The organism is Vibrio sp. 2304 (assembly GCF_033339475.1).
GTDB lineage: Bacteria > Pseudomonadota > Gammaproteobacteria > Enterobacterales > Vibrionaceae > Vibrio > Vibrio alginolyticus.
Genome location: NZ_JAWOUQ010000003.1, coordinates 59,882 through 80,413, shown reverse-complemented (window position 1 = coordinate 80,413; position 20,532 = coordinate 59,882). Strand labels below are relative to the sequence as shown.

18 protein-coding genes are annotated in these 20,532 nt (G+C 45.8%); 11 read left to right on the top strand and 7 right to left on the bottom strand.

From position 1 onward, the window contains the following. Positions 1-140: 140 nt before the first annotated feature. From R7P64_RS07635 to R7P64_RS07625, 3 genes are all read right to left on the bottom strand, one after another. Positions 141-2,171: an acetoacetate--CoA ligase gene (locus tag R7P64_RS07635; RefSeq protein ID WP_213874279.1), complete on the bottom strand. Its 2,031-nt coding sequence runs from the start codon at positions 2,169-2,171 to the stop codon at positions 141-143. Positions 2,172-2,258: 87 nt separating this feature from the next. Next, positions 2,259-3,185 (bottom strand): electron transfer flavoprotein subunit alpha/FixB family protein, encoded by a 927-nt coding sequence (locus R7P64_RS07630; RefSeq protein ID WP_213972704.1) that lies wholly within the window; start codon positions 3,183-3,185, stop codon positions 2,259-2,261. Further along, entirely contained in the window at positions 3,182-3,934 is a 753-nt protein-coding gene (locus tag R7P64_RS07625) for an electron transfer flavoprotein subunit beta/FixA family protein (RefSeq protein WP_042523555.1), read from the bottom strand. Before R7P64_RS07625 ends, R7P64_RS07630 begins: the two co-directional genes overlap by 4 nt. Before the next feature lie 155 nt (positions 3,935-4,089). On the opposite strand from R7P64_RS07625, the gene R7P64_RS07620 reads away from it, so the two are divergent. The 9 genes from R7P64_RS07620 to R7P64_RS07580 all read left to right on the top strand — a co-directional run bounded on the left by R7P64_RS07620 (position 4,090) and on the right by R7P64_RS07580 (position 14,831). After that, positions 4,090-5,727, top strand: a complete 1,638-nt coding sequence (locus R7P64_RS07620; protein ID WP_318119085.1) for an electron transfer flavoprotein-ubiquinone oxidoreductase — start codon at positions 4,090-4,092, stop codon at positions 5,725-5,727. A gap of 242 nt (positions 5,728-5,969) precedes the next feature. Next, positions 5,970-6,770, top strand: coding sequence for an ABC transporter ATP-binding protein (locus R7P64_RS07615; RefSeq protein ID WP_005373297.1), 801 nt, complete (start codon positions 5,970-5,972; stop codon positions 6,768-6,770). After that, positions 6,770-8,722, top strand: coding sequence for a long-chain fatty acid--CoA ligase (locus tag R7P64_RS07610; RefSeq protein WP_213972705.1), 1,953 nt, complete (start codon positions 6,770-6,772; stop codon positions 8,720-8,722). Before R7P64_RS07615 ends, R7P64_RS07610 begins: the two co-directional genes overlap by 1 nt. Then, complete coding sequence (locus R7P64_RS07605) at positions 8,722-9,615, top strand: branched-chain amino acid ABC transporter permease (RefSeq protein WP_005373295.1); 894 nt, start codon at positions 8,722-8,724, stop codon at positions 9,613-9,615. Before R7P64_RS07610 ends, R7P64_RS07605 begins: the two co-directional genes overlap by 1 nt. Positions 9,616-9,626: 11 nt before the next feature. Continuing rightward, a complete protein-coding gene (locus R7P64_RS07600; protein ID WP_005382737.1) occupies positions 9,627-10,694 on the top strand; it encodes a branched-chain amino acid ABC transporter permease in 1,068 nt (355 codons plus the stop codon). 45 nt (positions 10,695-10,739) lie between these two features. Beyond that, positions 10,740-11,984, top strand: coding sequence for an ABC transporter substrate-binding protein (locus R7P64_RS07595; protein WP_005373285.1), 1,245 nt, complete (start codon positions 10,740-10,742; stop codon positions 11,982-11,984). 80 nt (positions 11,985-12,064) lie between these two features. Continuing rightward, positions 12,065-12,886: an ABC transporter ATP-binding protein gene (locus R7P64_RS07590; protein ID WP_005373283.1), complete on the top strand. Its 822-nt coding sequence runs from the start codon at positions 12,065-12,067 to the stop codon at positions 12,884-12,886. Positions 12,887-12,895: 9 nt separating this feature from the next. Beyond that, positions 12,896-14,098 (top strand): phenylacetate--CoA ligase family protein, encoded by a 1,203-nt coding sequence (locus tag R7P64_RS07585; protein ID WP_137282724.1) that lies wholly within the window; start codon positions 12,896-12,898, stop codon positions 14,096-14,098. Positions 14,099-14,234: 136 nt separating this feature from the next. Then, positions 14,235-14,831, top strand: coding sequence for a methyltransferase domain-containing protein (locus R7P64_RS07580; protein WP_213972706.1), 597 nt, complete (start codon positions 14,235-14,237; stop codon positions 14,829-14,831). 297 nt (positions 14,832-15,128) lie between these two features. Here R7P64_RS07580 and R7P64_RS07575 read toward each other — a convergent pair whose 3' ends face one another. From R7P64_RS07575 to budA, 3 genes are read right to left on the bottom strand one after another with little or no spacing between them, the layout of a single operon-like run. Then, positions 15,129-15,887: an SDR family oxidoreductase gene (locus tag R7P64_RS07575; RefSeq protein ID WP_318119084.1), complete on the bottom strand. Its 759-nt coding sequence runs from the start codon at positions 15,885-15,887 to the stop codon at positions 15,129-15,131. Next, the gene (alsS, locus tag R7P64_RS07570; RefSeq protein WP_053349211.1) at positions 15,884-17,587 is read right to left on the bottom strand and encodes an acetolactate synthase AlsS; all 1,704 of its coding nucleotides are present in this window, start codon (positions 17,585-17,587) and stop codon (positions 15,884-15,886) included. The genes R7P64_RS07575 and alsS overlap by 4 nt, the downstream gene beginning before the upstream one ends. Positions 17,588-17,616: 29 nt before the next feature. Further along, positions 17,617-18,402 (bottom strand): acetolactate decarboxylase, encoded by a 786-nt coding sequence (gene budA / locus R7P64_RS07565; protein WP_137282721.1) that lies wholly within the window; start codon positions 18,400-18,402, stop codon positions 17,617-17,619. A 97-nt stretch (positions 18,403-18,499) separates the two neighbouring features. On the opposite strand from budA, the gene R7P64_RS07560 reads away from it, so the two are divergent. Then, complete coding sequence (locus R7P64_RS07560) at positions 18,500-19,381, top strand: LysR family transcriptional regulator (protein WP_213901161.1); 882 nt, start codon at positions 18,500-18,502, stop codon at positions 19,379-19,381. 178 nt (positions 19,382-19,559) lie between these two features. Further along, entirely contained in the window at positions 19,560-20,315 is a 756-nt protein-coding gene (locus R7P64_RS07555) for a PhzF family phenazine biosynthesis protein (RefSeq protein ID WP_222712091.1), read from the top strand. A 69-nt stretch (positions 20,316-20,384) separates the two neighbouring features. On the opposite strand, the gene R7P64_RS07550 is transcribed toward R7P64_RS07555, so the two are convergent. Next, positions 20,385-20,513 carry a DUF2474 domain-containing protein gene (locus tag R7P64_RS07550; RefSeq protein WP_074190543.1) on the bottom strand — a complete coding sequence of 43 codons (129 nt, stop codon included), beginning with the start codon at positions 20,511-20,513 and terminating at the stop codon, positions 20,385-20,387. Positions 20,514-20,532 lie beyond the last annotated feature (19 nt).

Genomic DNA, 20,532 nt, shown 5'->3' with positions numbered 1-20,532 from the left:
GAGATAGAATTATCTCACCTTTTTTGTGTACATGAAGCATATTTCGCGCAGTTTCCACGAAAGTGGGGAGGAGTTATCGAGCGAGCTAAAAATACAGTTAGGTTATACCCGTCTGTATTGTTGGAAGACTTGTTGAGTCTCTAAGTGACAGTGGCGCCACTTTCTATGTTGAAAAGCGTTTTAATTTCTTCCAGCACTTCTGGGTTAGCAATAGCACCAATGTTTTTTACAGCTTGTCCGTTTACCAATTGTTTCACTGCTAGCTCAACCAATTTGCCTGAGCGCGTTTTAGGAATATCACTGATAGCAAAAATTTGTCGTGGGACATGGCGCGGTGAACATTTTGTTTTCAATGTTTGGCGAATTGAATCGGTGAGTTGTTGGGTTAACTCGACGTTGTGAGCGAGTTTTACTAGTAACCAGATTTCTTCAGACTGCTGGTTTAACTTGCCGACAGCGATGGAGTCTTCAACCTCGGGTAACGCGTTCACTTGCTGGTAGATTTCAGCGGTACCGATTCGTACGCCGCCTGGATTTAAGGTTGCGTCACTACGGCCATAAAAAATAAAGCCGCCATGTTCGGTTTGCATCACATCGTCGCCATGGTGCCAGATATCGGTAAACTTGCTCCAATAAGCATTGTGATAACGTTCGCCGTTGTCGTGCCAGAAGCCAATAGGGAAGTTAGGTAGCGAGTTATTACAAGTCAGTTCGCCGCGTTTTTGCGTAATAGTATGTCCATCATCCTCTAGAACACGTGCGTCGATTCCCAGCCCTGAGCCTTGGCATTCACCTTTGTAAACTGGTGAAATAGGGTTTCCAAGTACAAAGCATCCGCAAATATCTGTGCCGCCAGCGATAGAAGCGAGATGCAAGTCGTGCTTGATGTGCTGATAGACATAATTAAATTGTTCTGGGTAAAGCACCGAACCAGTTGAGCACAGAGTTTTGAGTGACTTCAAGTTATGTTCTAGTTTTGGAGAGCAGTTCGCATGCTCCAGTGCCTCTAAGTATTTCGCTGAAGTACCAAACAGCGACACGTTATGTTCTTCTGCTAATCGCCATAAGACGGAGTGATCAGGATAAACCGGACTACCGTCGTAAATCACTAAGGTTGCTCCACTCGCAAGAGCGGAAACATGCCAGTTCCACATCATCCAACCACATGTTGTGTAGTAGAAAACCTTGTCTTGCGATTTGATGTCGCAATGCAGTTGATGTTCTTTGAGGTGATTGAGCAAGGTACCGCCTGCGGAATGGACAATACACTTAGGTTGACCTGTTGTACCAGAAGAATACAAAATGAATAACGGGTCATTAAACAGCGTTGGTTGATATTGAATTGATTGTGGAGAAAAGTGGTGAGTAATATCGGACCAAGAAACAAACTCAGAAGTGCTAGCACTCTCAGCGTTTTGTAAATATTCGATTTGGCATACGCTAATAGTAGTCTCTTCGGAGGCACTGCTTAACTTACTACTAAGAGTGGTGTTCTTGTCCGTCATATCGAAAGCTTTGCCTCCGAACTGGTAGCCATCACAGCAAAAAAGAACTTTCGGCTTGACCTGACCAAAACGCTCTACGACGCTATCGATACCAAAATCAGGAGAGGTTGAAGTCCAAATGGCACCAAGACTGGTGGTGGCCAGCATGGCAATAACGGTTTCAGGAAGGTAGGGCAAATAACCCGCAACGACATCGCCTTTACCGACACCACAATTGAGTAGCCATTGTTGAATGGCAGAAACTTGTTCAAGCAACTGTTTACCGGTGAGTTGTCGGTGTTCACCGCTTTCATTGCTAAAAACAATAAACTCACGCTCTGGTGATTGTCCAGCCTGAGATAGGAGGTTCTCTGCGTAGTTCAGCGTGGCGTCAGCAAACCATACTGTGTCTCTATTTACATGATGATGATTAGAACCTGTTAGTGTCCATTTTGGACTGCCAAGGCTCTTGATTTGCGAACCCATATCTCCGATTACGTTGCAAAACTGCCAAGTATGCCGCCAAAATTCATCATTGTGCTCAATGGACCACTGGTGTAGAGACGTGTAATTGTTGATTACGGTACCTTCGGCTTTGTCTTTATTAACCTTTTCGATGAACCGTAATAAGTTGCTATTGCTGACGCGCTCAGCAGATGGTGACCAAATAGGTGCAGATTTTGGCATAGGTCCCTCTAATTTCAATTCTTTTGAATATGACCAAAAACAAAATAAAGGGGCGAACATAGCAGTGTTCGCCCCTTATCTGATCGTTTAAAGTTGTTCGGCAAGCTGAGGTAGTACCTCAAATAAATCACCAACCAATCCATAGTCGGCAACTTCAAAGATAGGAGATTCTGGATCTTTGTTGATCGCGACAATCACTTTGGATTCCTTCATTCCTGCAAGATGCTGGATGGCACCGGAAATCCCAACCGCTATATAAAGCTTAGGTGCAACGATTTTACCGGTTTGACCCACTTGTAAGTCGTTGGCAACAAACCCGGCATCAACCGCCGCGCGAGAAGCGCCAATGGCAGCACCTAGTTTATCGGCAACTTGTTCGATCAACGCGAAGTTCTCTTTGCTACCGACCCCGCGTCCACCTGACACAACCACCTCTGCCGCGCTTAATTCAGGACGTTCTGACACGGTTTTATCGACAGAAACCAATTCAACCATTGGAGCTGAGATAGTGACCTGCTGATGCTTAATATCAGCTTGGTTGTGACAAGTAACCGGCTCAAACGCAGACGTGCGCACGGTGACGACGCGAACCTTGTCGCTGGTAGTCACTTTGGCAAATGCGTTTCCTGCGTAAATAGGGCGGATAAAAGTGTTTTCATCGATAACTTGGACAATATCGGAAATTTGCCCAACGCCGAACTTCGCTGCTACTCGAGGTGCAAGGTCTTTCCCTTTTGATGATGAGCTAGCCCAGATTGCGTCAAAACCTTCAGCAATACTCACTACAATAGGTGCGATACTCTCGGCAAATTGATGCTTAAGTTGCTCATCATCGACACAAATTACGTTTGATATACCATCAACGCGACAAGCTTGCTGAGCGACTTCTTCACACTGGTGGCCCACTACGATCAAAACATTGTCTTGGCTGACTTGTTTTGCTGCATTAACCACTTTGAGTGTGTCCGCATGCAATTGGTTATTGTCATGCTCTGCTATGATTAAGTTCTTCATGAAATCACCTTCGCTTCGTTACGCAGCTTATCGAGAAGCTCTGAGACAGATTCAACCTTGATGCCACCTTTTCTTTGCGCTGGCGGTGTGATTTCTTGAATGGTTTGGCTAAATACCACTTCAACACCCAGACTGTCAGGTGTGATGGTATCTAACGGCTTGCGCTTAGCTTTCATGATATTAGGCAAAGAGGCAAAACGCGGTTCATTCAGGCGTAAGTCAGTACTGATCACCGCAGGTAAGTTCATCGCGACCGTCATCAAGCCGCCGTCCACTTCTCTCACGACCTGAACTTTTTGATCTTCAATCTTCACGTCGGAAGCGAAAGTTGCTTGAGGCCAGTCAAGTAGGGCGGCCAGCATCTGAGCCACTTGGTTGTTGTCCGTATCAATGGATTGTTTACCCGTAATCACAAGCTGTGCTTGTTCTTGCTCAACTAGAGCTTTGAGCAGCTTAGCAACAACTAATGGCTCTATTTTGTCTTCAGTATCGACATGAATAGCGCGATCGGCGCCTAATGCAAGCGCGGTACGCAGTTGCTCCTGACACTGGCTACCGCCAGCACTGACAACGATGACTTCATCTGCAATACCTTGCTCCTTTAGTCGTACGGCTTCTTCAACGGCTATTTCGCAAAATGGATTAATCGTCATCTTGACGTTATTGGTTTCAACATCGCTATGGTCCGCTTTCACGCGAACTTTAACGTAGGGATCAATGACCCTTTTGATTGGCACTAGTATTTTCACGTTAGATTCCTTTTACAGTGAAGACTATGTGTTTACAGTGAAGACGATGTGATGACGTCTTTAAAATGATGTTAATTTACCTTTACGTTTGCGTCAACTTTAAATATATTGTTGATTAACAAGTTGGCAACATGCAAAGAAAAAGGAATGCAATCATGGAAAGAGACTGCATGGAATTTGATGTTCTGATTGTAGGCGCTGGTCCCGCAGGTTTGTCTGCGGCATGCCGAATCAAACAATTAGCAGCAGAAAAAAAACAAGACCTCTCTGTTTGCGTGGTAGAAAAAGGTTCTGAAGTTGGAGCGCATATTTTATCGGGTGCGGTGTTTGAAACGCGGAGTTTGGATGAGCTTTTTCCCGACTGGGAAGAGAAAGGCGCTCCGCTCAATACCAAAGTAAACCAAGATAAAACCTACTATCTAGGCAATGACATCAATGGTCATGAACTGCCGTCTTGGGCGGTGCCTAATACGTTACATAACAAAGGTAATTACATCATAAGTTTGGGCAGTCTATGCCGATGGATGGCGTTGCAGGCTGAGAACTTGGGGGTGGAGGTCTACCCAGGTTTTACCGCCAGTCAAGCGATCATCGATGAAGATAGTCGTGTTTGTGGCGTGATCACGGGCGATATGGGATTAGATAAAAATGGTGAACAAAAAGGAAATTTCGAACCTGGTATTGAACTGCGAGCGAAGTTTACTTTATTTGCTGAAGGCGCACGGGGGCATATTGGTAAGCAGTTGATTAACCGATTTAATCTTGCTGAAGAGAAAACGCCTCAACACTACGCTATCGGTTTTAAAGAGCTGTGGGAAATCCCATCAGAGCAGCATCAGCAAGGTTTAGTAGTGCACGGATTAGGTTGGCCGTTATCAAATGAAGCTACAGGTGGCAGTTATCTCTACCATTTAGAGGGAAACCAAGTTGCCGTCGGGTTGATTGTTGACTTGAATTATAAGAATCCGCACTTGAGTCCATTTGATGAGTTTCAACGTTTTAAACACCACCCGTTGATTGAGCAATACCTCAAAAATGGGAAGCGTATTAGCTATGGCGCGAGAGCGATTACCAAGGGCGGCTTTCATTCGCTTCCCACGCAGCAGTTTGCTGGTGGCTTGTTAATTGGCTGTGATGCAGGAACACTTAACGGCGCTAAAATCAAAGGCACACACACCGCAATAAAATCTGGAATGCTTGCCGCTGAAGCAGTATGTGAAGCCCTTGAGAGTCAGTCAGTTACTGCTGATTATCAAAAGCATTTCAAACAGTCTTGGCTGTATGAAGAGCTTTATCAAGCACGTAACTTCTCAAGTGGAATCCACCGCTTTGGATCGTGGCTGGGCGGTGGTTTAGCGCTGCTGGAACATAACGTGTTAAAAGGTAAAGCTAAGTGGCATATCCGCTGTGATAAGCCTGATCATCAGTCTCTGTTATTGGCGGAAAACAGCAATGAAATTGTCTATCCGAAGCCTGATGGCGTGTTAAGTTTCGATCGCCTCTCTTCCGTTTATCTATCCAATATCTTCCATGAGGAAGATCAACCATGCCACTTACGACTGGAGAACCAGCGGATCCTTATTGAGCAGAACCTTGAATTATATGCAGAGCCAGCACAGCGCTATTGTCCGGCTGGCGTGTATGAAATCGTACAGGGGGAGCAGCAGCCAGAGCTGCAAATAAATGCGGCCAACTGTATCCACTGTAAGACCTGCGACATCAAAGATCCAAGTCAAAATATTACCTGGACTCCGCCAGAAGGTGGTGGTGGTCCGAACTATCCAAATATGTAAGCGTTTGAGAATAATTTTTATTAACAATTTATTTACTTAAAGTTTGCGTTAGTTCAAATCTTTCTCGATGAACTCGATTGCAACTTAATCTTTCAGGCACTATCCTGATTTTAAATTGACGTTTACGTAAACTGAATACAAAGTTGATGCATAGGTGTAAAAGCGGTTACCAGTATCAAAGTTAGGTTTGATCAAATAGTGCTCAATGGAACGCACTTAAAATAACGAAAGGGAGATCAACTATGGTATCGGAATCGCCTCTGTTGCAGGTAAACGATATTTCATTGGCTTTTGGTGGGGTGAAAGCTTTAACTGACGTGAGCTTCCATGTGAATGAAAAGGAAATTTTTTCAATCATTGGTCCAAACGGTGCAGGTAAAACCTCAATGCTCAATTGCATCTCTGGTCGATACACACCAAACAAAGGCTCTGTAATCTTCGCTGGAGATGACGTAACTAAACGTACACCAAGCCAACGAGCTGAGTTAGGGCTGGGAAGAACCTTCCAAAACTTAGCGCTCTTTTCTCATATGTCGGTACTGGACAACATCATGGTTGGCCGACACCACCTACTGAAAAATAACTTCGTCACGGGGCCACTCTATTGGTTCTCCAATGCGCAGAAAGAAGAGATGGCGCACCGCAAATATGTGGAAGACGTGATCGATTTTCTAGAAATCCAGCACATCCGAAAAGCGACTGCAGGCACGCTATCTTACGGCTTACGTAAGCGTGTAGAGCTTGCTCGTGCCATTGCCTTAAAACCTAAGTTACTGCTGCTTGATGAACCAATGGCAGGTATGAACTTGGAAGAAAAGGAAGACATGGCACGTTACATCATGGATCTGAATGAAGAATTAGATATCACGATCATCATGATTGAGCACGACATGGGCGTGGTCATGGACATCTCTAATCGCGTTTTGGTTTTGGATTTCGGGAAACACATTGCTACAGGTGAGCCTGAAGAAGTGATGGCCAACCCACATGTGAAACAAGCGTACTTAGGCGAAGAGCTACCGACATTAGAGGAGAGTGCATAATGGCACAGCAACATAATGATTGGGCAGATATAACCCGCTTAGATACCTTTCCAAAAGTGTTGCAACACAATGCCAAGAACTGGCCCGAGCAAGTCGCAATGCGTGAAAAGGAGTTTGGTATATGGCGAGAGTTCACTTGGAAGGACTATGAAAACCGCGTCAAGTGGATGGCACTGGCACTACAAGATTTAGGTATTGGTGAGCAAGATGTCGTTGGTTTGCTAGGTGATAACCGTCCTGAATGGGTATGGGGCGAGTTAGCGGCACATGCGATCAAAGGTTTCTCGCTGGGCATCTATCAAGATTCTATGCACGAAGAGGTGGCGTACCTTATCAACTATGCAAAAGCAAAAGTCGTGATTGCCGAAGATGAAGAGCAATGCGACAAGCTGCTTGAGCTTGGTGATGAAATTCCTAGCGTTGAATACATTATTTACTGCGATCCTCGTGGAATGCGTAAATACGATGATCCAAGATTAATTGATGTTGAACAGGTCTACAAAAAAGGTCAGCTGATTGATAATGCGGACCCAGACAAATATCTCAATATGGTTGTTGAAACCAAAGGCAGCGATCTTTCAATTCTTTGTACTACGTCGGGTACGACTTCTAAACCAAAATTGGCTCAGCTACACAGTGGCACGTTCTTGGATCACTGTGCGGCTTACTTGCGTGCAGACCCTCGTTCCCCAGGCGACAACTACGTTTCTGTTCTGCCTTTGCCTTGGATTATGGAGCAGGTTTACGTGGTTGGTCAGGCGTTGATTTCTCGTCAAATCGTTAACTTTGTGGAAGAACAAGAAACCATGATGTCCGACTTGCGTGAAATCGGTCCAAACTTTGTGCTGTTAGCGCCACGTGTGTGGGAAAACATTGTGGCAGACGTGTCTGCACGAATGATGGATTCGACACCGTTTAAGCAAAAGATGTACAAACTGGGCATGAGCTTAGCCAACAAAGCGTTAGAGCAGGGCAAACGTTCTAAACTCGCCGAATGGATTCTTTTGCGTGCTTTGCGAGACCGTTTAGGCTTTTCGAACCTAACATCTGCTGCAACGGGCGGCGCGGCGATGGGGCCTGACACTTTCCGTTACCTACAAGCTATTGGTGTGCCACTTAAGCAGCTTTATGGTCAGACCGAAATGTGTGGCGCATACACCGTGCACCAAGCGGATGATGTGGATTACGATTCCGTTGGTGTTGCGTTTGATAATGCAGAAGTGAAAGTCATCAACCCAGACAGCAATGGCGTTGGTGAAATCATCGCGAAAAGTACAGGCATGTTTACTGGCTACTTAAACAACCAAGCAGCATATGATGAAGATGTTCAAGATGGTTGGATGCACACAGGCGATGCGGGCTATTTTAAAGATTCCGGTCACTTGGTCGTGATTGATCGTCTGAAAGATATGTCGGAAACCAGCCATGGCGACCGTTATTCGCCACAGTTTATCGAAAACAAACTCAAGTTCTCGCCGTTTATTGCAGAAGCCGTGGTGGTAGGTAAAGGTCGACCTTGGCTGTCTGCCATCATCTGTATTCGCTATGCGATCGTCGCGAAGTGGGCAGAGCAACGCGGCTTGGCATTTACCAACTACACCAACTTATCTGCTCAACCAGAAGTGTACCAAGCGATTCGTGAAGAAGTTCAAAAAGTGAACGAATCCCTACCGGATGCACAGAAGATCAGCAAATTCATTCTACTTTACAAAGAGTTGGATGCCGACGATGGAGAGCTAACTCGCACACGTAAAGTACGCCGTGGTGTGGTTGCAGAGAAATACGGAGACATCATCGAAACCATCTACAGCGACGATCCAAAAGTCGATGTCGATACAGTGATCACTTATCAAGATGGCACCAAAACACGCATTCAAACGTCGCTAGTTATTGAAACGCTTATTGAGCATGAGCCAACACTAGTGGATAGCGAACAACGGAGGATCGCATAGTGAATACGGATTTATTACTGCAACTCGTCATTAATGGCGTGATCGTTGGCATGTTGTATGGCGTTGTCGCCATGTGCTTTGTATTGATTTACAAATCGACCCAGGTGGTCAACTTTGCTCAGGGTGAGTTTTTGTTGATTGGCGCGTGGGTATGTTGGGCGGCATTGGTGCACCTACAGTTACCGTTTTTTATTGGCTTTTTACTCACGCTCGCGTTCATGATGATTTTTGGTATCGCCGTGCAAACCATTGTGCTCAGACCGTTGATTGGTGAACCGATTATCTCTGTGATCATGGTGACCATTGGTCTATCGATGTTTTTCCAAGCGCTGATGAAGTGGATATTCGGTGTCTCGGCGGTGTCGTACCCGCAAGTGTTCGAAACCAACGTGGTGAATATCGGAGGTTTGAATGTTGAGTTTGCTTACATTCTGAGCTTGATCTTCTCAATGCTCATCATGGGCGCGTTCTACTGGTTCTTCAAATTCAGCAAAATGGGTCTGGCAATGCGCGCAACGGCATTCAACCAGCAAGTAGCCCAGAGTCTTGGCATTTCCATCAAGAAAGTGTTCGCCATCAGTTGGGCCATTTCGGCAATGGTATCTGCAACAGCAGGGATTGTTATCGGTATCGTTAACGGCGTATCTGACGCGCTATCCATTATTGGTATCAAAGTTTTCCCAGCCGTTATTTTAGGTGGCTTAGATTCGGTAGTCGGCGCAATTGTCGGTGGTATCACCATCGGGGTGCTAGAAAACTTGGCTGAGTTTTTTGATAGCCAATACCTGCAAGTGGGTAACCTGTACAACATCGCACCATTCTATGTGCTGTTAATCATTCTTGCCTTCAAGCCATATGGCCTGTTTGGTACCAAAGATATTGAGCGTATTTAAGGAGAAATAACATGGCTCAACTTAGCATGCGCCCATGTGGGGATTTTCGAACCACATACAAAAGCGATACGCCAATTTTTGAAACCAAAACCATCAGAAGCCTTGCGATTGCTGGTGTCATCGCCATGCTGGCAGCACCGCTGGTCTTGGATATTTACTTCCTAAACCTGTTTATTCAGATTGCATACCTCGGTATCGCGGCATTGGGCTTAAACATTTTGGTTGGTTTTACCGGACAAATCTCGCTAGGTCACGGTGCGTTCTTTGGCTTTGGCGCCTTTGCATCGGCTTGGCTAAATAACCAGTTTAACATTCCAGTCGTGTTTGCGATTCCGCTTGCGGGTTACTTAACCATGATTGTGGGGATGCTGTTTGGTCTGCCAGCGGCTCGAATTAAAGGTTTATATCTAGCTATCGCAACGTTGGCGGCGCAGTTTATTCTAGAGGACTTCTTTGCTCGCGCAGATTGGTTCAGTGGCGGCTCATACGGTGCAAGCGCGAACCCAATTAATTTGTTTGGCTTTGAGTTTACGACTGACGAAAGCTTCTTCTACATCGCTCTGTTTGCGCTGATCTTCATGTATATGTGGGCATCAAACTTAATCCGTTCTCGTGACGGTCGCGCGTTTGTCTCAGTACGAGATCACTATCTGTCAGCAGAGATCATGGGCATCAACCTAACCAAGTATCGTCTGCTCTCATTTGGAGTGTGTGCATTCTATGCAGGCATCGGGGGCGCACTCTACGGACATTATCTAGGGTTTGTATCAGCAGAAGGCTTCACCATCATGATGTCTATCCAGTTCTTGGCAATGATCATCATTGGTGGCTTGGGTTCAGTCAAAGGCACATTGATGGGGACGATATTTATCGTATTGCTGCCTGAAGTTTTGGAGTTTGGCGTAACGGGGCTTTCAGCGTTTGGTGATACCACCGCTTTCACTGATGGTCTGGCTTACTTCAAAGAGATGGCGATTGGTTTAGTCATCATGCTGTTCCTCATTTTCGAACCTCAAGGATTATCGCATCGCTGGCAACAGATTCGAGCATATTGGAAACACTATCCGTTTTCATATTAACGTGGAATTAAGTGGAATATACCTCAATAACAAGGACAACGAGTTATGAACAAAGGACATTTAGCGACAACGTTGGTGCTGTCATCTGCACTGTTTACTACTGCAACTTGGGCAAAAGATTCTGTGTTTGTCGGGCAATTAGTCGACTTTTCTGGACCAACTGCCTATGTAAGCAAGCCTTATGGTTCTGGCGTGCGAGACGCATTGCGTTGGATTAACCAAAACGGTGGCATTAACGGTACCGAGCTCGAATTTGAAACAGTAGACATGGCGTACAAAGTACCAGTGGCGATTTCTAACTATAAACGTTGGGTGGCGCGTAAAGACATGGTTGCACTGCAAGGCTGGGGTACGGCGGATACCGAAGCACTTATTTCGTTTGTTACCAAAGACAAAGTGCCGGTGTTCTCTGCTTCTTACTCTGGTCACTTAACTGACCCAACTGGCAAAAACCCAAAAACCGCGAAACCAGCGCCTTATAATTTCTTTTATGGTGCGTCGTACTCAGATGCGTGCCGTGCGCTAGTTAAGTGGGCGAAAGAAGATTGGGAATCTAAGGGCAATCAAGGTGCGCCGAAATTTACGCACATTGGCGATAACCATCCATTCCCGAATGCGCCAAAAGAAGCGTGTGCAGAGTACGCCAAAGAACTTGGTTTTGATGTGCAAAACCCAGTCGTTGTGTCACTAAAACCAGGGGACTTCAAAGCGCAATGTTTGTCGCTGAAAGAGTCAGGCACCAACTACGGTTACATTGCTAATATCGGTAGCTCGGTTATCTCACTAGTGAAGTCTTGTAACACGGTTGGGACAGAGTTCCAGTACATGGCAAACATTTGGGGCGGCGATAAGCCAGTGCTGGAAGCAGCAGGCGATGGCCTTAAAGATTACGTTTTCCCAGGTATGACAGCGTTTTGGGGAGATGATAATGAAGGCATGAAACTGGTCCGTGAGATTTCTAAGCAGTCTGAATCAGAGCCGGGCGAATTCAGAACTCACCATTACATTCGCGGTATTTGTTCTGCGTTCTATATGAAAGAAGCAATGGAGTGGGCGAAAGACAACGGTGGTATCACAGGTGAAAACATCAAGAAGGGCATGTATGTCCATGACAACTGGGTACCACAAGGCTTAGAAGGTGTTTGTGTCCCTGCGAACTGGAAACCGGAAGATCACCGAGGCACAACAACCGTGAACGTCTTTATGGGCAACAACGATGGCGGCGCAGTTGATATTAAGAAAGTATCTCAGGTGACATTGTCACGTCGTGACGATTGGCTAGGTTACTAATCTACGACTTATTAATAACAAAGCTTACTGAAAATAAGGATGGGTGAGAGAACACTCTCACCCTAGCAAGGAGTAGCTTGATGGCTGAATTAGCAACGAATATCGAACCGGCAGAAATACTGCTTTCAGTGAACAACATTGAAGTCGTCTACGACGAAGTAATACTAGTACTTCGCGGTGTGAGTTTAGAAGTTCCAAAAGGGCAGATTGTGACCTTACTGGGCGCCAACGGTGCGGGTAAATCCACAACGTTGAAAGCCATTTCTGGTTTATTGAAAACCGAAGATGGTGAAGTGACGCGCGGCGAAATCAACTTCATGGGCGAGCGTATAGACAACAAAAGCCCGGAAGAGATCGTCCGTTCGGGCATCTTCCAAGTTATGGAAGGGCGCAGAATTGTTGAAGATATGACGGTAATAGAAAATCTTCGCTTAGGCGCTTATACACGCACTGACAACGAAGTTGAACAAGACATCGAAATGGTGTTTGACTACTTCCCGCGACTCAAAGAGCGCACTGGCCTGGCGGGCTATTTGTCTGGCGGCGAGCAACAAATGTTAGCGATTGGCCGAGCGTTAATGGCTCGACCGAAGATGATTTTGTTGGACGAACCGTCTATGGGGCTTTCTCCACTGCTAGTTAAAGAAGTATTCAGCATTATTAACAAGATCAACAAAGAGCAAGGTATTACCATGCTTTTGGTTGAACAGAATGCCAACTTCGCTCTTCAAGCGGCCGATTACGGTTACATCATGGAATCAGGCAAAATCGTACTAGATGGCAGCAAGCACGAATTGCTAAACAATGAAGACGTAAAAGAGTTCTACCTTGGCGGCGGCGATGAAGATCGCAAGAGCTTTAAGAATCTGAAATCTTACAAACGTCGTAAGCGTTGGTTGTAAGGAGCAAGGATGAACGAACTATTTGATGCGAAAGAATCGTTGTCTCTACAGGCGCGAGAAGAATCGCTGTTTCAACGTTTGCCAGCACTGATTGAAAATTCGAAAGCCAATAGCGAACATTACGCGGCGCATTTTTCTGAGTTAGAGCCTACATTGGCAAACAATCGTGAAGGGCTTGCTCAGTTCCCGATTACACGTAAGTTCAATGTACCTAATCAGCAGCAACTTAAACCGCCGTTTGGTGGCTTAAATAGCGTTGCCATTGGTCAAATGGCGCGCGTATTCCAATCTCCTGGGCCTTTGTATGAGGCTCAAACGGATGAGGCCGATTTCTGGCGTATGGGGCGCGCGTTTCACGCTGCTGGGTTCTGTGCGGGTGATTTAGTGCATAACACGCTCTCTTACCATTTCTCTCCTGGCGGATTTATTATGGATGGTGGCGCAAGGGCTTGTGGCTGTGCGGTATTTCCGGCTGGAGTAGGCAATACCGAAGCGCAAATAGAGGCAATTAAACAGCTTCAACCTAATGGTTACACTGGTACACCTTCGTATTTGCTGACGTTGCTACAAAAGTACCAAGAGAAATACGATGAGCAGCCTAGCTTTGAGAAAGCTCTGGTCTCTGGTGAAGCGGTTACAGCAGACATGCAACAGATGTTTGAGGAAAAAGGCATTGCAGTCTTTCAAGCCTACGCAAGTGCAGAGCTTGGTTTGATTGCTTATCAAGTGTCTGGTGAACAAGGATTAGTGATTGCCGAAGATATTATTGTTGAAATCGTTGATCCTGATGGTGTTCCTGTACAACCGGGAGAAGTCGGTGAAGTCGTTGTAACGTCGCTCGATGAGAAGTTCCCGCTGATTCGCTACGCAACGGGAGATTTATCGGCATATCTAGAGATTAGTTCTGATTCTTCACGCACGAATGCACGAATTAAGGGCTGGATGGGACGAGCAGACTCCGCGGTGAAAGTAAAAGGGCTGTTTGTTTATCCGCATCAGATCCAAGAAGTCTGTCGTCGCCACGATATTAAAGGCTCCTTGAAAATTGAGCGCGATGGCTTCAACGATGCCATTACTTTCTGTTGTCATGATGTGCATGTATCAGCAGAGGACATTCAAGCAACACTCCAGTCTGTCACTAAACTGAAAGGCAATGTCCAGTTTGTACCGAACCAAGCGGAGCAGCCGTTAATCAATGATCTTCGCAGTTAACTCATTGGTGGCATAAGTGCAGTAGAAAGTGGTTGTCATAAAAAACTAACAACGTCAGACAAAAGGCTAGAAAAGGGATACCACATTGCGCTGCGTATCCCTTTATTTTTTACTACCGCAATCAGGGAGCGGGTAAATGAAACAGGCACCAATGATTAACACACAATTCTGGGATGATTTGTTTATCCGAGGCACTATGCCTTGGGATGCCCAATCGACACCTCAAGAACTCAAGGACTATCTCGACAATTCACTTCATATAGGCCAGTCAGTGTTTATTCCTGGGTGTGGTGCCGCTTATGAACTGAGCACTTTTATTCAATATGGGCATGACGTGATCGCGATGGATTACAGCCAAGAAGCGGTAAAAATGGCGCAATCAACGTTAGGTAACTACAAAGATAAAGTCGTATTGGGTGATGTATTTAATGCCGATTTTTCTCAATCGTTTGATGTCATTTACGAGCGGGCCTTTCTCGCAGCACTACCGAGAAACATGTGGTCAGAATATTTCTCTATGGTGGATAAATTATTGCCAAGCGGAGGTTTTCTAATTGGTTTTTTCGTCATTGATGATAATTACCTATCACGCTTTCCTCCATTTTGTTTGCGAAGTGGGGAGTTGGCATCTTTTCTAGAGCCCACGTTTGAACTTGTGAAGTCCTCAGTGGTGGCAAACAGTGTTGAGGTTTTTAAAGGCAGAGAGCAATGGATGGTGTGGCAGAAACGTTAGTCGTCACTGAGACTTCTTTAGAAAGTATTCGCGGAAACTGTCTGGTTCTTTGTGAATCGCTGATACATAAGTCTTCACTCTATGCCTGATGGAGTGCGCACATAGTTTGTCGGTTTGTGTGAAACATTAACTGCTCGTTGCAGCTTTAAGTGTTCAATTTTGTTGAGATATCTCTGATAGCGGTCGAGTGGTTGAGTTTATTGCTAGCACGGGTAATGTGCTCAGAGCGTAAAGCGACAGATCAGCATCGATCCGAAAGGTAGTAGAACGTCTCTTACTGATCTGTCTATTTCATGCTTACATTATTTTAGGTTGACCATCTGATGCGGTGGCACCGCCGTCTACAGGTAGGTTTACGCCATTAATGAAAGATGCGTCATCACTTGCCAAGAAAGTCACGACAGACGCAATTTCTTCAGGTTCGGCTGCTCGGCCAAGCGCAATGCGCTCATTGAATTTATCGCGGATGTCCTGCGGCCAGCCGTTTGTCATGTTGGTTTTTACTAAACTTGGGCATACGGCGTTAATTCTTACCCCATCCGCACCATGGTCCAATGCCATCGCTCGGGTAAGGTTCACCACTGCACCTTTACTCGCGCAATAGAATGCGGCACCCCAGTCACCACCCAAACCGGAAACGGACGCGGTATTTACCATACAACCTTTCGTTTTTAAGAGTTCAGGCAAAGCAAACTTCGCGCAATAAACGACGCCGTCAATGTTTACACCAGAGATCTTCTTCCAGTCTTCCACACTACCTTCAATCACGGTACCAGGGACATGTACGCCAGCATTGTTTACTAAAATATCCAGTTTACCGAAACGGGTAACAACATCAGAAATCAGTGCTGCGACTTTGTCTGGATCAGAAACATCAATGGAATGCGCAGACACACGCTGTTTATCAAAGCCCTCAACGGCGTTTGCCAACTGCTCTTCATTCCAATCGGCAAGAGCGACGTTTGCGCCTTCTTCATACAAACGTTTTGCGATGGCCAAACCAATGCCATTGGCAGAGCCAGTCACGAGTGCGACTTTATTTTTTAATCCTCTCATGCGATTTCTCCTTCGAAACTTACAAAAACGGGATCTTGATTTTTCTCGGTGCGCGGCAACATCAGTTTGTCGTTGTCGCTGTAATCTACTGGGATAGCCACCACTGCTGGTCCTTCAACGTCCATGGCTTTATTCAATGTCGGTAGCAATTCGTGTTGACTAGTCACTGCGAAGCCTTTCGCGCCAAATGATTCGGCGTACGCCTTGAAATCAATTGGTCCAAATTTCACACCAGAGCAGCGCTGATATTTGTTGATCTCTTGCATTTCTACCATGTTGTAGGCGTTATCAACCCACACAATATGGACGATATTGCAGTTCAGTCTAACCGCGGTTTCTAACTCCATGCTCGATTGCATAAAACCGCCGTCTCCTGATATCGATACCACTTTGCTACCAGGTTTTAGTAGGCTGGCACCAATGGCCCATGGCAGTGCAACGCCCATCGTTTGTTGGCCGTTAGACACCAGCATTTGGCGAGCTCGAAAACAGCTTAAGTAACGAGCGATCCAGATGTGGAAGCTCCCCATATCAAGGCATAGCGTGGTATCTGGTGTGATGATAGATTGCATGGCTTTAATTAGCGCCAGTGGATGAAACCCTTGCTTGTGATAGACATTGGGATAGGTCTTGATCACTTGCCGTTGCAGTGCTACCTCTTCCAGTACTGAAAGTGCCGTTGGGGAAAGGCGAGCATATTCAGAGATATAGCTGCCCATCTTGTCTAATGACTGCGCAATGTTTCCGACGATTTCAACACAAGGTTGATAATTAAGTTGGTATTCTGCCGGTTCAATATCGAGGTGAATCACTGGGTTGCGGTGGCTGTTCCAAAGCTCAGGGTCATACTCTATTGGGCTAAAGCCGATGGTGAGAATTAAATCGGCATCACGCAGTAAAACATCGCCGGGTTGGTTGTTAAATAAACCGACACGCCCAGCAAAGTGATGATAGTAATTGATATCTACCGTGCCGGCGGCCTGGTAAGTGCCGACAACGGGTAGCTGCGTATTTTGAAGAAATCGGGCGATAGCAGCAGCGTTTTGACTGCGGCTCGCGTGAAGGCCAAGTAAAACCACACAGCGCTTTGCTTTACTGATTCGACTGACCGCATCTTCGATTGCTGCGATGTCAGCGCAACCAGGCTGTGTGTAAGGCGAGGGGACAATAATGTCCGTTTGGGTTTGCTCGGATAAAACATCTTGGGGGAGACTCAAAAAGCAAGCCCCAGGACGACCTGACTCTGCGATACGAAATGCGTTCGCCATGATCTCGCTTGCGGCGTCCACATGCTGCACTTCAGCACTGAACTTAGTAATAGAGCGAAAAATACTGACGGTATCCATGCTCTGGTGTGTTTGTTTTTGCTGGTCAGTTCGTTTCACCGCACCACCGATAGCAATCAGCGGATCGCCTTCGGAGTTTGCTGTTGCAACCCCCGTAACTAGATTTCCACAGCCAGGGCCTGACGTAACCATGGTGACGCCTGCTTTGCCGGTTAGTCTTCCCATAACGCCCGCCATAAATGCGCCGTTAGCCTCGTGACGTACAGGAATCATTTGGATGTTAGTGTCTTCAATCGCATCGAACAATCGATCGATTTTTGCACCGGGAATACCGAATATGTACTTAATGCCGAGAGACTCTAGCTGTTGAGCGATCAACTGAGCTCCATTTTTATTTGAAGGTTTGGATTGCATTTGTTGTCCTTATTATTTGCCTGACTTTGTTACTTTTCCGCCTTTTCTATGGCGGTATTTATATCTTCCGGAGCCAAATTGGCGCTGAGAAAGTCTGTCGATACCGGGGTATCAATCACTAGCCGCGAGACTTTGCCAATCTGGAGGAACCCTGACGAAATGCTGTAATCCTGAATATGACCACCTCCTTGGCGGTCATCGGTAATAAAGTGTTCGTGATAGCCGGGCACATTGATGCCAGTCGTATATTTAGGACTGCGAAAGCCGGCGACCACTCCTTGCTTATGTGTGAAGCGGAACGTTGGTTGTTCTTTGACCACTTCAAGCATTGGCCGATAAGGGCGTGTTTGTTTAGGTACGGTGCGAGTACGAACTGAATCGAAAACGCCATCAATGCGCACTGCGCAAAATAGGTTATCGCTTGGAACCAGGTCGTCTATGAGGCTATGGACTTCATGACGTGACATGCGCGATGTCAGTGGCAGCTCGATATCAGGCTTAAAAAAAGTCATGACAGCAAAGGGCGTTTTTTGCGCCAGGTCTGCCGGGTTTGCGGAGCCATCCGACTTGAGTTGAAAAACTTCCTTATCAAACGCAATCAACTCACCATCCAATTCATTGAACGTACCTAAACCAAAATCCCCATGTTTCAGCAGTTCTTCTATGGTTGTTGAGCCTTCGTAAACACCAGCGATCAAAGCACTCATTAACGAAGTCTGATAAATCTCACCATCTCCGGTAACGTGATGGTATTCAGAAAATTCTTTCGCTACTTCAAGCGAACAAGCACATAGAGGGTTATAAAATCCACGCATGAGTAAGACCAGTTATGCAATGAAGAGTATATTTAGATTGACTTCTACACGGTGCTAAATCCAATATAAAAAAGATTTATTTTGATATGGAAAATATATGGAATTTCGCTACCTGAAGTATTTTGTCGCGGTCGCCGAGACTCGTCACTTTACCCGAGCAGCTGAACAGTTAGGGATTGCGCAACCTCCTTTGAGTCAACAAATCAAAAAGCTAGAGCACGAGCTTGGCGTGGACTTATTTAAGCGCTTGTCTAGAGGAGTAGAACTGACCCATGCAGGGCAAGTCTTTTATACGGATGCGGTAAATATTCTTGCTGATGTGGAACGCGCTAAAGCAAAAGCTCGTCAGATTGCTCGTGGTGAAAATACGCAGGTTAAAATTGGGTTCGCGACGTCAACATCAACCTGCATTAAGGTATTGGAGAGGATTGGGCGTATTCAAGAGAATGGGGTTCATTTACAGACGGCGGAACTATCAATGCCAGAGCTTGCCACTCAGTTAAAAAGCAAACAACTTGATCTCGCAATCATGCGGCTACCCTGTTACGCCAGTGAGCCTTTTGAGCACAAGGTGTTGTTTAACGACCCGTTTGTCGCGGTGATTCCGGCGGGGCACGAACTGGCAAAATATCCCTGTATCCAGATGAAACAGTTGAGAGGCCATAAAATTTTACTGTTTCCACGAGAGACTGGACCCGCACTGTTTGATGGCATGAGTACACTTTTTGCCGACGCAGGAGTAAGGCTCGAACCACAGTTCGCAGCACCGCAACTTCGTACGACGATTGCCATGGCGCAGGCTGGGTTAGGTATTGCTCTCGTTCCGCGCTCACTGGCTGAACATCTCGATGATTCCGCGACAGTCGCCGAGATTGAGGATATCCCTCTCACTAGTCGTGTTGTTGTTGCTTGGGAGGCATCTAATCTCAATAAACAAGCGTTAAAAGTAGCCACGAACATCGGTCATGTTGAGGCTTAAAGCTTTGTCATATAACCTGTCGATTGTACCCAACGAACAAAACTTACTGAAGATTGCGACTCTGTTGTCGTATATATTACCTACATCAAGTTGACTTGATAGCTGAACTCTCGTTTTTATCGAGATGATAATGACGAGGACCTTGATTTAATGCATGGTTAAACCGCAAGGATGATGGATGATTAAAGCGCAAATATTTGATGTATTTTGTGATGAGTTAGCTCAAGGTAATCCATGTGGCGTTGTCGAACTAAATCACTGGCTGAGTGATTCTGAATTACTTCAAATCACTCATCAGGTCGCTCAACCTGTCACATCATTTGTGGTTCAGTCTGGCAGTGACTACCACATTCGCTGGTTTAGCCTAGAAGGAGAGATCAACCTATGTGGACACGGAAGTTTGGGCGCAGGCGCTGCAATCATTTCCAACTATCATCAGAATGAGGTCATTCTAAAAAGCCAGTATGGCCATATTACCGTTACTGAACTGGATGGAATGTACAGGATCGTGATGCCAAGTTGGCAAGCCAAGCCTCATGCCATCCCCTTGGATATTTTAGGCTTTTCCAATCGCCCCGTAGATGCTTTTACAACGCGTGATTTGGTTGTTGTTCTTGAATCAGAAGATGATGTTGTTCGCTATCAACCTAACTTTGATGAGCTGATTAAAATTGATGAGTTTCATGCTGTCATCGTGACGGCTCAAAGTTCTGATAGTGGCTATGTGCTGCGTTACTTTGCACCTAAAATCGGTATTTCAGAAGATCTTGCCACAGGTTCGGCTCAGTGCTCATTAGCGCCTTATTGGTTTGAAAGGCTGGGCAAACAAAAATTGACGGCTCGTCAGCTATCTCGTGCTGGTGGTTATTTTGAAGTGGCTCGTGGTTCAGAATCTACTATCGTATTGTATGCACACGTAAAAAGTCGCACTTAACTTTAAACGCCTCTAGCTCTTACACAAGATCTAGAGGCATCCATTTTTTATTGACTTAAAAGTGCCGAGCTAAGATTTTAACCCTGCAGCGGTCATCATGACGCGAAATAACATAGACACTAACCCTAATGCAGCGACGCTAACGACCCATATTCCAATCATCCAAGCCCATTGGCGGCACCAATTTTTGATTTTCATACTCACTCCTTATCAACTC

Coding starts and splice junctions, on each gene's coding strand:
- R7P64_RS07560 (WP_213901161.1), top strand. CDS start 18,500: ATGGAATTTCGCTACCTGAAGTATTTTGTCGCGGTCGCCGAGACTCGT.
- budA (WP_137282721.1), bottom strand. CDS start 18,402: ATGCGTGGATTTTATAACCCTCTATGTGCTTGTTCGCTTGAAGTAGCG.
- R7P64_RS07620 (WP_318119085.1), top strand. CDS start 4,090: ATGGAAAGAGACTGCATGGAATTTGATGTTCTGATTGTAGGCGCTGGT.
- R7P64_RS07555 (WP_222712091.1), top strand. CDS start 19,560: ATGATTAAAGCGCAAATATTTGATGTATTTTGTGATGAGTTAGCTCAA.
- R7P64_RS07575 (WP_318119084.1), bottom strand. CDS start 15,887: ATGAGAGGATTAAAAAATAAAGTCGCACTCGTGACTGGCTCTGCCAAT.
- R7P64_RS07610 (WP_213972705.1), top strand. CDS start 6,770: ATGGCACAGCAACATAATGATTGGGCAGATATAACCCGCTTAGATACC.
- R7P64_RS07595 (WP_005373285.1), top strand. CDS start 10,740: ATGAACAAAGGACATTTAGCGACAACGTTGGTGCTGTCATCTGCACTG.
- R7P64_RS07600 (WP_005382737.1), top strand. CDS start 9,627: ATGGCTCAACTTAGCATGCGCCCATGTGGGGATTTTCGAACCACATAC.
- R7P64_RS07615 (WP_005373297.1), top strand. CDS start 5,970: ATGGTATCGGAATCGCCTCTGTTGCAGGTAAACGATATTTCATTGGCT.
- R7P64_RS07585 (WP_137282724.1), top strand. CDS start 12,896: ATGAACGAACTATTTGATGCGAAAGAATCGTTGTCTCTACAGGCGCGA.
- R7P64_RS07635 (WP_213874279.1), bottom strand. CDS start 2,171: ATGCCAAAATCTGCACCTATTTGGTCACCATCTGCTGAGCGCGTCAGC.
- R7P64_RS07590 (WP_005373283.1), top strand. CDS start 12,065: ATGGCTGAATTAGCAACGAATATCGAACCGGCAGAAATACTGCTTTCA.
- R7P64_RS07580 (WP_213972706.1), top strand. CDS start 14,235: ATGAAACAGGCACCAATGATTAACACACAATTCTGGGATGATTTGTTT.
- R7P64_RS07630 (WP_213972704.1), bottom strand. CDS start 3,185: ATGAAGAACTTAATCATAGCAGAGCATGACAATAACCAATTGCATGCG.
- R7P64_RS07550 (WP_074190543.1), bottom strand. CDS start 20,513: ATGAAAATCAAAAATTGGTGCCGCCAATGGGCTTGGATGATTGGAATA.
- alsS (WP_053349211.1), bottom strand. CDS start 17,587: ATGCAATCCAAACCTTCAAATAAAAATGGAGCTCAGTTGATCGCTCAA.